Source organism: Aurantiacibacter xanthus (genome assembly GCF_003584015.1).
In the GTDB taxonomy this organism is placed as follows: domain Bacteria; phylum Pseudomonadota; class Alphaproteobacteria; order Sphingomonadales; family Sphingomonadaceae; genus Alteraurantiacibacter; species Alteraurantiacibacter xanthus.
This window is the reverse complement of sequence record NZ_QXFM01000113.1, coordinates 13,378-28,021: the sequence shown is the minus strand read 5'-3', so window position 1 is coordinate 28,021 and position 14,644 is coordinate 13,378. Positions and strand designations below refer to the sequence as shown.

Genomic DNA, 14,644 nt, shown 5'->3' with positions numbered 1-14,644 from the left:
AGCTTCTCGTTTCGGAGCCCCTCGATGTCGAAGATTGCCCTCAAGTTGTCGCTGCTGGCCCTGCCGCTGGTTCTCGGCGCCTGTCAGACCGTGGCCGCCGAGGAGGCCGGGGTTGCCCCTCCGGTTGCCTCGTCCGAGGGCCATGCGCTGGCGCAGGCGGCCTGTGCGGGGTGCCATTCGGTGGAGCGTTATGGCCTGTCGCCGAACCCCAAGTCGCCCGAGTTCCCGACCATCGCCAATGCGCGCGGGCTGAGTGTGGCGACGCTCACCAACTGGCTACGCAACGCGCACAACTATCCCGAAGAGATGGACTTCTATCTCGAGGATGACGAGACCGCCTCGCTGGTGAACTATATCCTCAGCCTGCGCGACGAGGCCTACCAGCCGCCGCGCTAATGTGATCCGTTCGTCCTGAGGAGGGCACGAAGCCGCAGGCTGAGAGCCCGTCTCGAAGGACCGGGACTTACCCCTCGCGCGAAGCCCGGATGGCCGCACCGCCGGCGAAAGGCGCCATGGCCACCAGCACGAGGCTGATCGCGGCGGTGAGGGCGAGCCCGCCTTCGCCGCCGGTGGAGAGCGCGCCCGCGCCGAAGATCAGCAGCGGCACGGCGAGCGGGATCACCAGCAGTCCGGCCAGCGCCGCCCCGCCGCCGCGCAGACCCACGGTGACAGCGGCGATGATGATGCCGATCGCGGCAAGGCCCGGCGTTCCGGCCAGCAGGCCCAGTTCGACCACGCGCAAGGTTGCGCCGTCGATGCCCACCAGCGCGCTGGCGGGCAGGGCGGCCAGCATCACGAACGGCCCGAAGCTCAGCCAGTGGGCGATCAGGCGCACGGCCACCACCAGCTCTTCGGAGAGGCCGCGCAGGGCCCACTGGTCGAACATACCCGCTTCGAGGTCGGGTGCGAACAGCCGGTCGAGCGGGAGGATCGCGGCGAGCAGCGCGGCGACCCAGATCACCCCGCCGCCGGTGCCTGCCAGCAAGGTGGGGTTGGGGCCGACCGCGAAGGGGTACAGCATCGCCACGGCGAGGAAGAACAGCAGCGGCAGCAAGGTGCCGCCGCCCTGCGTTCCGGGGAGCAGGCGGGCAAGGTCGCGCCGCAGCAGCGCCAGCGCCGCGCTCATTGGACGTGCTCCGCCAGCGCTAGTCGGGTGAGCGCGGGCAGGGCGAAGGTCTGGTGGCTGGCGATCACCGCGATGCCGCCCGCGGCAAGGTGCTCGGCCACCAGCGCCTCGACCAGCGCGACGGCATGGGTGTCGAGCCCGTTGAGCGGCTCGTCGAGTAACCAGATCGGCGTGCGCTGACCGATCAGGCGAGCCAATGCGGCGCGTTTGCGCTGTCCGGTCGAGAGATAGCGCACCGGCACGTCAAGCAGAGCCTCCAGCCCGAGCCGGTCGATCCCGAGCGCTTCGCCGCCGTCGATCCGCCGCCAGAACGCAAGTGCCTCGCCGAGCGGCTGGTGTTCGTCGAGCGCGGGGCGTTCGTCGAGCAGGGCCAGCGCGCCTTGCCGCTCGACCGCGCCGGAATAGGGCCGCGCGAGTCCTGCCAGAATGCGCATCAGGCTCGACTTGCCGATGCCGTTGGCACCCGCCAGTTGCAGCGCCTCGCCGGGGCCAAGCGCCAGCGACAGCCCCGCAAACAGCAGCCGGTCGCCGCGTCGGCAGGCGAGATTGGTCGCACGGATATGGCACTCTTCCATCGGCTCGTGCGTTAGGCGATGGAACAGAGCCTAACAAGTCAGGGGATTCGCATCATGACCGACCAGTCTTCGACCGCCATCGACACGCCCAGCGAACTGGAAAGCGCGCTCGCCCGTCTGCCCGAGTGGACGCTGGGCGATGCGCACAAGTCGATCTCGCGCGGGTTCGCCTTTGCCGACTTCTCCGAGGCCTTCGCCTTCATGACCCGCGTGGCGATGCTGGCCGAGCAGCACGATCATCATCCCGACTGGGCCAATGTTTACAACAAGGTGGCGATCACGCTGACCAGCCACGATGCGGGTGGCCTCACCGCGCGGGATTTTCGGATGGCCAGCGCGATTGATGCCTTGGTTGATTGAGCCACAAGAACTAGCATCCGCTCGCCCTGAGCTTGTCGAAGGGCCGTATTTCTTTGCGACCAAGGACAAGGGCAATCCTTCGACAAGCTCAGGATGAGCGGGGTGGGGGGCTCAGGGCGAGCGGGGGAGGGTGATGAGGCTTATAGGCCCAGATGCTCCGCCCCGTTCGGTATCTGCGCCGTCGACTTTGCCACGGTATCCCCCGCCGCCTCGGCCCTTCCGCCGAGATAGCGCGCCAGAAACTCCTCGGTGATCGCGTTGAAGGCGATGTTGTTCTCGGGCCGGTGGAACCCATGCCCCTCGTCAGGAAATAGCACATAGGTGACCGGAATCCCCGCCGCCTCCATCGCGCTCACGATCTGGTCGCTTTCGGCCTGCTTCACGCGCGGATCGTTCGCGCCTTGCCCGATCAACAGCGGCTTCACGATCTCGCTCGCCTTGTAAAGCGGGCTGATCGACTTCAGGAACGCCAGCCCCTCAGGCGTGGTCGGGTTGCCCATCCGCTCGTGGAACTGTTTTACCAGCGGCTCCCAATAGGGCGGGATCGTCTCCAGCAGCGTCTCCAGGTTCGACGGGCCGACAATATCCACCCCGCAGGCGAACACCTCGGGCGTAAAGGCAAGGCCCACCAGCGTTGCATAGCCGCCGTAGGAGCCGCCCATGATCGCCACCTTGTCGCGCGCGGCAATGCCTTGCTCCACCGCCCATTCGACCGCGTCGATCAGGTCGTCGTGCATCTTGCCCGACCATTCGAGGTTGCCCGCGTTGATGAAGCTCTTGCCGAACCCGGTGGAGCCGCGGAAGTTCACCGACAGCACCGCATAGCCCCGGTTCGCCAGCCACTGGTGCGTGCGGTTGTAGCCATAGCCATCGCGCGCCCATGGCCCGCCGTGGACCAGCAGCACCATCGGCACCGGCTCGGAGGGAATGCCGTCGCCATCCCCGTCGCAGGCCGGAGGAAGGGTCAGGAACGAGGGCAGGGTGAGCCCGTCGCGGCTGGTGATCTCCAGCGCGTGCATCGGCTGGAGCGGCGCGCCTTCCAGCTCGGGCCGGGTGTTGTAGAACTCGGTCAGCGTTTCGGCGTCGCGGTCGTAAAGATAGGCGCGGATCGGCGCGGTCAGCGGGTCGTTCCAGACCAGCCACTTGCGGTCGTCGTCGGTGCGCGACTGAATGCCGAAATCGCCGTCGAGCCGTTCGCGCAGCCAGGCCAGCGCCTTGCCGATAGCGGGGTCGATAGCGTGGTGCTCGGTGCGCAGGTAGGTTGCGCTCCAGGCCTGCACAACGCCCGTTCTGGTGTCGCGCATGGTGCCGCCGATGTCGGCCTTGTCGTGCTCGGCAATGAGGGTGCGTTCGCCGGTGGCGGTGTCCTCGGCGTAGAGCGCGGCGGTGTCGCGGCCGCGGCTGTCGATCCAGTAGAGGATGCTGCCGTCGGTGGTGTAGCCGGCGGTGCTGGTGGTGAGCGCATCGTCCATGCCGATGCTCTCGCGCGGGGCTTCGGACACCACCCCATCGACGATCTCGAACATGTCGTTGCCGCCCGCTGCGTTCTGCTGGATCGCCCAGCGCAGCGTCAGGCTGTCGTCGCTTTCGAAGCCGACATAGGCGTTGTTCTCGTAGACCAGCTCAAGTTCGCCGGTCTTGAGATTGAGCTTGTGGACATCGTGAAAACGCGGATCGCGGTTGTTGATGCCGACGAGGATCGTGTCCTTGATGGTGTCGGAGGCGCCGACGATCTGGGCGCGGGTGTTTTCGAACGGGGTCAGGCAGCGTTCCTCGCCGCTTTCCACATTCACCTGATAAAGCAGGAAGTTTTCGTCGCCGCCTTTGTCCTGAATGTAGAGCAGCGAGGTGGAATCGGGCGCCCAGAAATAGGCCGGGATCGGGCGCTCGGCGGCGCTGGTCATGCGGCGCGGGTTTTCGGGATCGCTGGCGGGAGCCATCCACACGTTCATCACGCCCTCATGCGGGGCCATCCAGCTCACCCACTGGCCATCGGGGCTGATCTTGCCGCCCGAGCGGGTCGGGTTGCCGAAGATGTGATCGCGCGGGATCAGGGGAACGGTGGCAAGAGCGTCGGCGGTGGTGGTCATGGGGTCTCCCTTGGGTTGCTTGAGAGCTAGGGATTGTGTGGCGGAATGGGAAGGGCGGGGCTGGGAGAAGTCGGGGCGCGAAGTTGACGAAGTTGACCGTGCGTCACCCGGCGTTCGGGGGGGAAACCCGAGGATTGACAGGGGTTTGCGCGATATCGGCGAAGTTGACACTTTGCCGGATTGCGGCGCGAAAGCAGACAATGGGAAAGAGCGGGCGTTCTGTAGACTCCAGTGCGGTCTGTAGGAAAGGTCAGCGCGCGGCCTTCGTCCAAATGGCTATAGCGCCGGATTACTATAACAATGCCAGGTAAAGATCGCGAGCGCGCCCCGATGCGGCCGCCAGCCTTCGGCCAGCGCACGCGTGGCCTTTTCGTCGGGCCGTTCCTCCAGGCCCAAGATCTTCCCGATCCCGGCCATCACCGCCAGATCGCCCGCAGGCCAGATATCGGGGCGGCCTTCGGCAAACAGCAGGTAAACCTCCGCCGACCACCGCCCGATGCCCTTGATCCGCACCAGCTCGGCAATCGCGGCCTCGTCGTCTGCGGGCAGGTTTTGCAAGTCCAGCTCGCCCGCGTGGACCAGTTCGCACAAGCTTCGCGCATAGCCCTGCTTCTGCCGCGACAACCCGCAAGCGCGCAGCGTGTCGAAATCGCGGGCCAGCAGTTCGGCAGGGGGAATGTCCTCGCCCAGCTCGGCCTCCAGCCTGGCCCACATCGAGGACGCCGCCGCCACGCTCACCTGCTGGCCGACGATCGTGCGCAGCAAGGTGCGATAGCCGCGCTCGCGGATGCGCGGTTCGGGATAGCCGCAGGTTTCCAGCGCGCGCGCAATCGCCGGTTCGCGCGCGGCAAGCCAGTCGAGGCTGGTGGTGATCTGATCCGAGCTAAGTCCCATGCGCGCCCTTCTTGCCAATTTTCGCTGCATTGCCTAGCAGCCTTCGCGAAACCAGCAGAGGGATTGCCACATATGCCGCAGCTTACCGTCGTCAGCCGTTCGGGCGAGGAAAAGACCGTCGAGGTTGCTGAAGGCCTCACCGTGATGGAGGCCATCCGCGACAACGGGTTCGACGAGCTGCTCGCGCTGTGCGGCGGCTGCTGTTCCTGCGCGACCTGCCACGTCCATATCGACCCTGCCTTCGCCGACAAGCTCCCGGCCATGAGCGAGGACGAGGACGACCTGCTCGACAGCTCGGACCATCGCGATGCGACCAGCCGCCTGTCGTGCCAGCTTCCCTTCACTGCTGAGCTGGACGGCCTCAAGGTCCGCATCGCCGAGGAAGACTGACTTAACGCGGGCCAAGGCAAAGCTGATTGCCCTCTGGCCCCGCGCGTCCTACTTCGGGCGGCATGACAGCTCTATCCGTCAAGACAGACAGCCTCGACCTCATCGGCAACACTCCGCTCGTGCTCCTCAAGGGGGCGAGCGAGGCGGCCGGATGCGAGATCTGGGGCAAGTGTGAATTCGCCAACCCCGGTGCCTCGGTGAAGGACCGGGCGGCCCTGTGGATCATCCGCGATGCCGAGGAGCGGGGCGAGTTGAAGCCCGGCGGCACCGTGGTCGAGGGGACGGCGGGCAACACCGGCATTGGCCTCGCGCTGGTGGCCAATGCGAAGGGCTACAAGACGATCATCGTCATGCCCGACAACCAGAGCGCCGAGAAAATGGCCACGCTGCGCGCGCTGGGCGCCGAGCTGGTGCTGGTCCCGCCGACCAAGTTTGCCGACCCCAACCACTTTGTTCACACCAGCCGCCGTCTCGCCGAGGAAACCGAAGGCGCGATCTGGGCCAACCAGTTCGACAACGTCGCCAACCGGCGCGCCCATATCGAAAGCACCGCGCCCGAAATCTGGGAGCAGCTCGGGCACAAGGTCTCGGGTTTCACCTGCGCGGCGGGCACCGGCGGCACCATTGCCGGCGTGGCCTTGGGGCTGAAGGCGTTCGACGAGAATATCCGCATTGCGCTCACCGACCCGCACGGCGCGGCGCTCTATAACTACTATGCTCACGGCGAGCTGAAGGCCGAGGGCTCTTCGGTGGCCGAGGGCATCGGGCAGGGCCGCATCACCGCCAATCTCGAAGGCGCGCCGATTGATACCCAGTTCCGTATCTCGGACGAGGAGGGCCTCAAGTGGGTCGCCCAGCTGCTGCGCGAGGAGGGGCTGGCGCTGGGTCTTTCCTCGGGGATCAACGTGGCGGGCGCGGTGGCGCTGGGGCGCGAACTCGGTCCTGATGCGCGGGTGGCGACGATCCTGTGCGACACCGGCTTCCGCTATCTCTCGACGCTCTACAATGCGGAGTGGCTGCGCGCGAAAGGCTTGCCCGTGTTCGACTGGCTAGGTTAGGTTCATCTGATCCGGTTTAGGGGGCCGAGATCATGGCAATCGATCCGCGCGAACTGCTGAAGACCTTCAAGCGCCCGCAAACGGTGCCCGAAGCCGCGCCCCTGGCCGGAACGCGGGCGCAGAAAGTGCAGCGCTTGCAGGTCGGCATCTTCGGCCTTGTCTGCATGATTCTGGTGGTGGCCCTGGCCGATATCGTGGTCAGCCGCGCCGACAAGACCGAGGCGAGCGTGGTCTCCGAGATGCGTCCGCCGATTTCGATTGCAGAGCCAACCTCGGCACCGCGCGATCCGCTGGCCGATGCGGGTGTGATGCCCGAACTGCCGGTTGAAACGGGCGCGCCTGCGGAAGGTGCGAAGCCTGCTCAGGCCCGGAATGCTCCGCTGCCCGCTGGCGTTGCTGCGCAGTAGTCTGGCGCTGGCGCTCGGGGCGGCGCTGGCGCTGTCTGCGCCGCTGGCTGCCGAGGAGCGTGAGGCTGCCTTGCCGCAGCTTGCCCTGATGGGGACGGTCCCGATCTACTGGGGCGAAAGCGCCACCTTCGACGAATTGCTGGCAGGCGAGGCCGAGCTGCACTGGGCGCGTACCAGCCTCGAGCTCGACTATCGCCTCGTCCCGCTCGACTATCTCTCGCCCGAGGCATTGGCCGGGCAGCAATTCCTGCTGCTGGCCCAGCCGCGCGGACTCACCGCCGACGAGAACGTGGCGCTCGATAACTGGGTGCGGGCGGGCGGGCGCCTGTTGCTGTTTGCCGATCCGCAGATGACCGGGGAAAGCCGCTTCGCCCTCGGGGATCGGCGCCGCCCGCAGGATACCGCGCTGCTCTCACCGATTCTCGCGCACTGGGGATTGGAACTGCGATTCGACCCCGCGCAGGACGCCAACTGGCAAATGCGGGAATTTGCGGGATCGCCCGTTCCAACCCGGCTTTCGGGCACCTTTGCGACACTTGGTGACGCGCCGACGTGCACCTTGTCGGCCGCCGATCTGGTGGCGCAATGCAGCCTGGGAGGCGGGTTTGCGCTGATTCTGGCTGATGCCGCACTGCTCGATCTGGCCGATCCCGCGCCCGAATCCGCTCCCGCCCTGTCCGCGCTGCTGACGCGTGCATTCGGGGACGAAGCGGGACAGGGCGGGAGCGCGCGGGCCGAGGTGGTTTCGTCCGATAATATCGCTCGGAATCAAGAATATGATGGAATTTCCGGGGGTTTGGTTAACCATCATGAACAAGGCTCAGCTCCGCCCTAGGGGCTAGATAGTCCCACATATCCCAAGATTTCCCGTAATTTCCCCTTTATTCCCGTCCGACCTCACGGTACTACAGTGAGGCATCGGACATGACTCTCGTCCAGCGCTCCGGATTCGCGGAGTGGCCCTGTTGCGCCTGCGCTTCGGGGTGCGGGGAGGGCGTGTCCTTGGGGTTTGGGTTTGATCGAGGACCGGGGCAGTGGCATTGCCGATCCAGTACAAGGGACAGGGCTTTTCGCTTCGCGGCGAAAAGAGCCGGTTCGTGCTGCCTCCGTCATTCCGCAAGGACTTCGCCGACAAGGGCGACGAGCGCATCCTGTGCCTCGGCAAGCACGAGCGCTGGCCCTGCCTCAAGGCCTTCAGCCAGTCCGCCATCGCCGGGTTCGAGGACATCCTCGACCGCGAGGAAGAAGCCGCCCTGCGTCGCGACAAGGACTATGACCGCGAACTGCGCGGCGCGCAGCTGCTGAGCTATGTCGAGGTGCCGTTCGATGCTAGCGGCCGCTTCGTGATGCCCGACCACCTCACCGACCTTGCCGGGCTGGGTGACGAAGTCTTCTTCCAGGGCGGTATGCCGTTCTTCACGATCTGGTCGCCCGACAAGCTCTATTCGATGGGCGAGGCCTGGAACAATGCGCAGGCCAATTGCCGCACCCTCGCCGAAAGCGCGAAGAAGAAGGCGAAGGCCAAATGAGAGGCGCGCCTCATCTCGCTGCGCCGCACGTTCCCGTCTTGCTCGACGAGGTGATGGATGCACTGGCCCCGCAGCCGGGCGAGCTGATGGTCGATGCGACCTTCGGCGCGGGCGGCTATACCCGTGCGCTGCTGGCGCGCGGGGCGACGGTCCATGCCTTCGACCGTGACCCCGATGCCGTCGCCGCCGGCCGCGAATGGCCCGAGACGCGCGAAGACCCGCCGCGGCTGGTGCTGCACCACCGGCGCTTCTCCGAAATGGCCGAGGCGCTGGCTGAGGCCGGGGTGCAGCAGGTCGATGGCGTGACGATGGATATCGGCGTCTCCTCGATGCAGCTCGATCAGGCGGAGCGGGGCTTTGCCTTTATGCTCGACGGCCCGCTCGACATGACGATGGACCAGTCCGGCCCCAATGCCGCCGACTTCGTCAACACGGTGGACGAGGGCGCGATTGCCGACGTGCTCTATCAGTATGGTGAGGAGCGTCAGTCGCGCCGGGTGGCCCGCGCGATCGTGGCCGCGCGTCCGCTCACCACCACCGGCGAATTGGCGAACGTCGTGCGCAAGGCGCTCGGCCATCACCCCGGCGCGCCGAAAGACCCGGCGACGCGCACCTTTCAGGCGATCCGCATCCACGTGAACCGTGAGCTGGACGAGCTGGCTGAGGGCCTTGCCGGTGCCGAGCAACTGCTGGGCGAGGGCGGCCGGCTGGCGGTGGTGAGCTTCCACTCGCTGGAGGACCGCATCGTGAAAGCCTATCTGCGCGATGCCGCCAACCAGAACCCGCGCGGCTCGCGCTATCTGCCCGAGGCGGCCAGCGACACGCCCGCGATCTACACGCAGGTGTCGCGCGCGATCCGTCCGTCCGCCGCCGAGATCGAGCGCAACCCGCGCGCCCGCTCGGCTACCTTGCGCGCCGCCACCCGCACCGCCGCACCCGCCCGCCAGACCGATCAGGAGGCTGTATGACCGCGCCCGCCCGTTATCGCCGTTTCGGTTGGCTCGCCGTTTTGTCGGTCTGTGTCGTGCTTTATGTGATGCTGCACCTCAAGGTGAACGCGATTCACTCCGAGGTGGTGCAGGCCGAGCGTGAGATCGTGCGCCTCGAACGCGCGAACATGATGCTCGAAACCGAGTTCCTGACCCGCTCGAACCAGGTGCAGCTGGCGCGGCTCAACCGCATCAACTTCGGCTTTCGTGCGCCCGAGGCGGGGCAGTTCATCGACGGCGAACGCCAGCTGGCGCAGTTCTCCAAGCCGCGGGCCGACAATGCGCCTGCGCCGATCCGGCTGGCGGGCCTGACCTCGACCGATGCGGTGCCGGCATTCCCCAAGCTGGTCTCGCCGCTGACCGGCGAGCCGCTCGATGCGGCGCTGGTCGAGGGCGCTCCGCCTGAAGACGGCGAAGTCGCGCGCAGTCGCGGGACGCGCATCGGTCTGGGCGAGGGCACGGGTCAGGTGCGGATTCCGCTGGCCTCGCTGCACGGAGAGCTCGGTCAATGAGCACGCTCGCGGCTGCCCCTCGGATGCGGGCGCGCAGCACCGGTGCCGGACTGTTCGACCATCGCCGCCGCGCGCTGCTGGTGGCGCGGTTGCGGCTGCTGCTGTTGATGCTGATCTTCGTGCTGCTGGCGCTGTGTGCGCTGGGCCGGATCGCATGGCTGGGTGCGGCCCAGCCCGGCCCGCGCGTGCAGACCATGGCCACGCTTCTGCTGCCCGATCGCGGCGAGATCACCGATCGCAACGGCCTGCCGCTGGCGCGCGAGTTTCCGGCCTATGCCCTGTGGTTCAACCCGCAGGCGATGGCCGATGGCGGCTCGCCGCTGGTGCGTTCGCCGCAAGAGGTGGCGGGCGATCTGCGCCGGATCTTCCCCGATCTCGACGAGAGCGAGGTGGTCGAGAAGCTGCTTTCGGGCAAGGCGGGCTATCTGCGCCGCCGCATCCTGCCCGAGGATGCCAACAAGGTGCAGGCCATCGGCGAACTGGCGCTGGAGATCACGCGCGAGAAGGATCGCCACTATCCGCAAGGCTCGCTGGCCGCGCACGTGCTCGGCTATGTCGCCGCCGACGGTCATGGCCGGGTCGGCATGGAGGCCGTGCTTGACGACCGGCTGCTCGATCCCGCCAAGCGCGCCGATCCGGTGGCGCTTTCCATCGATGCACGGGTGCAGGGCGCGCTCGAAGACGAGCTGGAGCGCGGAATGCTCTCGGTCGATGCGGTGGGCGCGGCGGGCATCGTGCTCGATGTCGATACCGGCGAAGTGCTGGCGCTGGCGAGCAAGCCGGGGTTCGACCCCAACCAGATCCTCACCACCGATGTCGTGCTGCCGAAGGAACGCACCGATGCGGGCGAAATGCCCGCCGTGTTCAACCGCCTGACCAACCAGGTCTACGAACTCGGCTCGACCTTCAAGCCGCTGACCGTGGCGGTGGCCATCGACACCGGGGTGATCACCAATCTGGGCCGTCGCTGGCAGGCCAGCAAGCCGATCAGGGTCGGCCGCTTTGCCATCGGTGACAGCCACCGGATCGGCGATACGCTGAACGTGCCCGAGACGCTGATCCATTCGTCGAACATCGTGTCGGCGCAGATCGCGGGCGAAGTCGGCGGGCCGACGCTGCACAACTACTTCGGCCAGCTCGGCATGAACGAGGCGCCCTATATCGAGCTGCCCGCGCGCGGCGCGCCGCTCGGCATGGGCGGCAAGTGGGACAAGACCAAGGCGCTTTACGCCGGGTTCGGCCATGGCATCGCGGTGACCCCGCTGCACCTGGCTTCGGCCTATGCGGCGATGGTGAACGGCGGGATCTGGCGTCCGGCGACGCTGAATCGGATCGAGCCGGGCCATGCTCCGCGCGGGCGGCGGGTGTTCAAGGCCAGCACCAGTGCACGGATGAACCAGCTTTTGCGGCTGATCGCGCTGTATGGCACCGGCAAGAACGCCGATGCGCCCGGTTTCCGCGTGGGCGGCAAGACCGGCTCGGCCGAAAAGCCGGGTGTGCGCGGCTATCGCCGGACCACGCTGGTCTCGACCTTTGCTGCCGCCTTCCCGATGGACAAGCCGCGCTATGTGGTGATCGCCATGCTTGACGAGCCGAAGGGCACGCGCGCCTCCTCGTTCCAGCGTACCGCCGCCTGGAACGCTGCGCCGATCGTCAAGCGGCTGGTTTCGCGCATCGGTCCGCAGCTGGGCGTGCTGCCCGATGCGAGCCGCGATATCGACCTGAGCGACGTGCGCTCGCTGGTAGGAGAGTAACTGCGATGCTGCTGGCCGATCTCGCCAAACTTGCCGGTGTCGAGAGCCCGCAGGACGGGTCGGCGCGGATCACGGGCTTTGCCATCGATAACCGCAAGGTCGCGCCCGGCAACGTGTTCGGGGCCTTCCCCGGCACCAGGGTCAATGGCGAGGACTATATCCCGGCGGCTGTGGCGGGCGGGGCCGTGGCGGTGATCGCGCGGCCCTCGGCCAGGGTCGAGGGGGCGCTGCACATTCCCGCCGATGAGCCGCGCCGCGCCTTCGCGCTGCTGGCCGCGCAGTTCTATCGCCCGGTGCCGGAAAACGTGGTGGCGGTGACGGGCACCAACGGCAAGACCTCCACCGCCGAGATGACGCGCCAGATCTGGCGCATGCTCGGCCTGCGCTCGGCCTCGATCGGCACGCTGGGCGTCACCACGGCGGACGAAAGCATTTCGACCGGGCTTACCACGCCCGATATCGCCACCTTCCTTGCCACCATGACCGGGTTGGCGCGCGAAGGGGTGAGCCATGTGGCCTACGAAGCCTCCAGCCACGGCCTGTCGCAATATCGCAACGAGGGCATCGAAGTTGCCGCCGGGGCCTTCACCAACCTCAGCCGCGACCACCTCGATTACCACAGGGATATGGACGACTACTTCGCCGCCAAGATGCGGCTGTTTTCGGAAGTTGTGTCCGAAGACGGCAGCGCGGTGATCTGGATCGACGACAAGTGGGGCAAGCTGGCCAAGGCCGTCGCCATGGCGCGCGGGCTGAAGCCGTTCACGGTGGGCGAGGAAGGCGACGGCATCCGCCTGATCGCGCGCAAGCCCACGCCGCTGGGGCAGGATCTGAAGATCGTTCACGGCGGCAGGGCCTATGCCATCCGCCTGCCGCTGATCGGGGCCTATCAGGTCGCCAATGCGCTGGTCGCGGCGGGGCTGACGCTGGTGACGGGCAGCGATCCGGCCCGCGTGTTCGACGCGGTGGCGCGGTTGCAGCCGGTGCGCGGACGGCTCGAACGCGCGGCCATCGCGGCGAGCGGCGCGCCGGTCTATGTCGACTATGCCCACACGCCCGATGCGCTGTCTGCCGCGATTGCGGCGCTGCGTCCGCATGTGTCGGGCCGCCTCATTACCGTGTTCGGCGCGGGCGGCGACCGCGACAAGGGCAAACGCGCGCCGATGGGCGAGGCCGCTGCCGCCGGTTCCGATCTGGTGATCGTCACCGACGATAACCCGCGCGGCGAAAATGCCGCCGCGATCCGCGCCGAAGTTCTGGCCGGAGCGCCCAATGCACAGGAAATCGGCGACCGGCGTTTGGCAATTGCCGCCGCGATAGGCGATGCGCGGTCCGGGGACATCGTGCTCGTGGCCGGCAAGGGGCACGAGCAGGGTCAGATTGTGGGGTCCGGAGACACTATGCAGGTTTTGCCGTTCGATGACGTTACCGTGGCGCGCGAGTGTGCCGCCGGGCTGGGCTCGGAGGCAGGGCGATGAACGCGCTTGCCAAGGTGATGCGCTGGCCGGTGGGCGAAACGCGCGCAAAGCGGCTGGCGCTGTGGACCGCCGCCGAAATCGCCGCAGCCACCGGCGGCACGGCGAGCGGCGACTTCGAAGTCTCGGGCGTCGAAATGGATTCGCGCGATGTGCGCAGCGGTGATCTGTTCGTGGCGCTGAAGGGCGAGGCCATGGACGGCCACCGCTTCGTTGATGGCGCTTTCGCCCGCGGCGCTGCCGCTGCGCTGGTCGACCGCCCGGTCGATGGCCCGCACGTGCTGGTGGCCGATACTAACGCGGCGCTGGAAGCGCTCGCCGCCGCTGCCCGCAAGCGCGCCGTGGCCAAGATCATCGGCGTCACCGGCTCGGTCGGCAAGACCGGGGTGAAAGAGGCGCTGTTCGCGGCGCTCGAACGCTCGCGCGGGGGAAGCGGCGATCTGGGCGGGAGCATCGGCGCGCACCGCTCGGTGCGCAGCTACAACAACCACGTCGGTGTGCCGCTGAGCCTTGCCCGGATGCCCGCCCGCAGCCGCTTCGGCGTGTTCGAGATGGGCATGAACCACGCGGGCGAGATCGCCGGGCTGACCGCACAGGTGCGCCCGCATGTGGCCGTCATCACCACGATAGCGCCCGCCCATATCGAGAACCTCGGCTCGGAAGAGGCGATTGCCGATGCCAAGGCCGAGATCTTCGGCGGGCTGGAGCAAGGCGGCACCGCCGTGATCCCCGCCGATAGCCCGCACTTCGCGCGGCTGCGCGATGCCGCGCTCGCCGTCGGCGCGAAGGTCATCAGCTTTGGCCGCGCGGACCATGCCGATGTCCGTCTGCTCGAAGCCCTGCCGCTGGCGCAGGGCGGGGCGCTCGTCACCGCGCGGATGGACGGTGCGAGCCTGTGCTACCACGTCGCCGAGCCGGGCGAGCACTGGATTGCCAACTCGCTGTGCGTGATGGCCGCCGTGCGAGCGGCGGGCGGCGATCTGGGTGCGGCCGGCCTCGCGCTGGCGGAAATGGGCGGCCTCAAGGGCCGGGGCGCGCGGCGGCGGATTGCGGCGGTCGGCGGCCATGCCCTGCTGATCGACGAGAGCTACAACGCCAACCCCGCCTCGATGCGCGCCACCCTCGCGCAACTGGGGCAGACGCCCGCCACCCGGCGCATCGCCGTGCTCGGCGCGATGAAGGAGCTGGGCGACTTCGGACCGGGCTTCCATGCCCAGCTGGCAGAGCCCTTGCTGGCCTCGCAAGCCGACTTCGTGGTGCTGGTCGGCGCGGAGATGGAACCGCTCGCCCGCGAACTGGGGAAACAGTCCGTAAATTCGCTTGGCAATCCGCTCGGCTTTGCCCAATGCGCCGATGCAGGCGAGGCAATTTCGGCGCTGGAGGAATTTGGTCTGATCGGCGGCGATGCGGTGCTGGTCAAAGGCTCGAATTCGGTCGGGCTGTCGCGTCTTGTGGATCACTTTGTCGCCAGGGAAGGCTGAAACG

The 14,644-nt window shown here is 67.4% G+C and carries 16 protein-coding genes; 12 read left to right on the top strand and 4 right to left on the bottom strand.

Annotated features, from left to right (window positions below):
* Positions 1 to 24: 24 nt before the first annotated feature.
* Positions 25 to 396 (top strand): c-type cytochrome, encoded by a 372-nt coding sequence (locus D2V17_RS13390; RefSeq protein ID WP_119593311.1) that lies wholly within the window; start codon positions 25 to 27, stop codon positions 394 to 396.
* 67 nt (positions 397 to 463) lie between these two features.
* Here D2V17_RS13390 and D2V17_RS13385 read toward each other — a convergent pair whose 3' ends face one another.
* Positions 464 to 1,126 (bottom strand): heme exporter protein CcmB, encoded by a 663-nt coding sequence (locus tag D2V17_RS13385; protein ID WP_119593310.1) that lies wholly within the window; start codon positions 1,124 to 1,126, stop codon positions 464 to 466.
* Positions 1,123 to 1,701 (bottom strand): heme ABC exporter ATP-binding protein CcmA, encoded by a 579-nt coding sequence (gene ccmA / locus D2V17_RS13380; RefSeq protein ID WP_119593309.1) that lies wholly within the window; start codon positions 1,699 to 1,701, stop codon positions 1,123 to 1,125. Before ccmA ends, D2V17_RS13385 begins: the two co-directional genes overlap by 4 nt.
* 54 nt (positions 1,702 to 1,755) lie before the next feature.
* Here ccmA and D2V17_RS13375 point away from each other — a divergent pair, with 54 nt between their 5' ends.
* A complete protein-coding gene (locus D2V17_RS13375) occupies positions 1,756 to 2,061 on the top strand; it encodes a 4a-hydroxytetrahydrobiopterin dehydratase (protein ID WP_119593308.1) in 306 nt (101 codons plus the stop codon).
* Positions 2,062 to 2,201: 140 nt separating this feature from the next.
* Here D2V17_RS13375 and D2V17_RS13370 read toward each other — a convergent pair whose 3' ends face one another.
* On the bottom strand, positions 2,202 to 4,151 hold the full coding sequence (locus D2V17_RS13370) for a S9 family peptidase (protein WP_119593307.1): 1,950 nt from the start codon (positions 4,149 to 4,151) through the stop codon (positions 2,202 to 2,204).
* 276 nt (positions 4,152 to 4,427) lie between these two features.
* Positions 4,428 to 5,045 (bottom strand): DNA-3-methyladenine glycosylase family protein, encoded by a 618-nt coding sequence (locus D2V17_RS13365; RefSeq protein WP_119593306.1) that lies wholly within the window; start codon positions 5,043 to 5,045, stop codon positions 4,428 to 4,430.
* A gap of 72 nt (positions 5,046 to 5,117) precedes the next feature.
* On the opposite strand from D2V17_RS13365, the gene D2V17_RS13360 reads away from it, so the two are divergent.
* The 10 genes from D2V17_RS13360 to D2V17_RS13315 all read left to right on the top strand — a co-directional run bounded on the left by D2V17_RS13360 (position 5,118) and on the right by D2V17_RS13315 (position 14,640).
* Entirely contained in the window at positions 5,118 to 5,435 is a 318-nt protein-coding gene (locus D2V17_RS13360) for a 2Fe-2S iron-sulfur cluster-binding protein (protein ID WP_119593305.1), read from the top strand.
* A gap of 62 nt (positions 5,436 to 5,497) precedes the next feature.
* Positions 5,498 to 6,493 (top strand): cysteine synthase A, encoded by a 996-nt coding sequence (locus D2V17_RS13355; RefSeq protein ID WP_119593304.1) that lies wholly within the window; start codon positions 5,498 to 5,500, stop codon positions 6,491 to 6,493.
* 32 nt (positions 6,494 to 6,525) lie between these two features.
* Positions 6,526 to 6,900, top strand: a complete 375-nt coding sequence (locus D2V17_RS13350; protein ID WP_119593303.1) for a hypothetical protein — start codon at positions 6,526 to 6,528, stop codon at positions 6,898 to 6,900.
* The gene (locus tag D2V17_RS13345; RefSeq protein WP_119593302.1) at positions 6,866 to 7,735 is read left to right on the top strand and encodes a Gldg family protein; all 870 of its coding nucleotides are present in this window, start codon (positions 6,866 to 6,868) and stop codon (positions 7,733 to 7,735) included. Before D2V17_RS13350 ends, D2V17_RS13345 begins: the two co-directional genes overlap by 35 nt.
* A 199-nt stretch (positions 7,736 to 7,934) precedes the next feature.
* A complete protein-coding gene (locus tag D2V17_RS13340) occupies positions 7,935 to 8,429 on the top strand; it encodes a division/cell wall cluster transcriptional repressor MraZ (RefSeq protein ID WP_220474120.1) in 495 nt (164 codons plus the stop codon).
* On the top strand, positions 8,426 to 9,397 hold the full coding sequence (gene rsmH, locus D2V17_RS13335; RefSeq protein WP_119593300.1) for a 16S rRNA (cytosine(1402)-N(4))-methyltransferase RsmH: 972 nt from the start codon (positions 8,426 to 8,428) through the stop codon (positions 9,395 to 9,397). The genes D2V17_RS13340 and rsmH overlap by 4 nt, the downstream gene beginning before the upstream one ends.
* Complete coding sequence (locus tag D2V17_RS13330; RefSeq protein WP_119593299.1) at positions 9,394 to 9,930, top strand: hypothetical protein; 537 nt, start codon at positions 9,394 to 9,396, stop codon at positions 9,928 to 9,930. The genes rsmH and D2V17_RS13330 overlap by 4 nt, the downstream gene beginning before the upstream one ends.
* Positions 9,927 to 11,684, top strand: coding sequence for a peptidoglycan D,D-transpeptidase FtsI family protein (locus tag D2V17_RS13325; protein WP_119593298.1), 1,758 nt, complete (start codon positions 9,927 to 9,929; stop codon positions 11,682 to 11,684). The genes D2V17_RS13330 and D2V17_RS13325 overlap by 4 nt, the downstream gene beginning before the upstream one ends.
* Positions 11,685 to 11,689: 5 nt before the next feature.
* Entirely contained in the window at positions 11,690 to 13,162 is a 1,473-nt protein-coding gene (locus D2V17_RS13320) for a UDP-N-acetylmuramoyl-L-alanyl-D-glutamate--2,6-diaminopimelate ligase (protein ID WP_119593297.1), read from the top strand.
* On the top strand, positions 13,159 to 14,640 hold the full coding sequence (locus D2V17_RS13315) for a UDP-N-acetylmuramoyl-tripeptide--D-alanyl-D-alanine ligase (RefSeq protein WP_119593296.1): 1,482 nt from the start codon (positions 13,159 to 13,161) through the stop codon (positions 14,638 to 14,640). Before D2V17_RS13320 ends, D2V17_RS13315 begins: the two co-directional genes overlap by 4 nt.
* Positions 14,641 to 14,644: the final 4 nt, after the last annotated feature.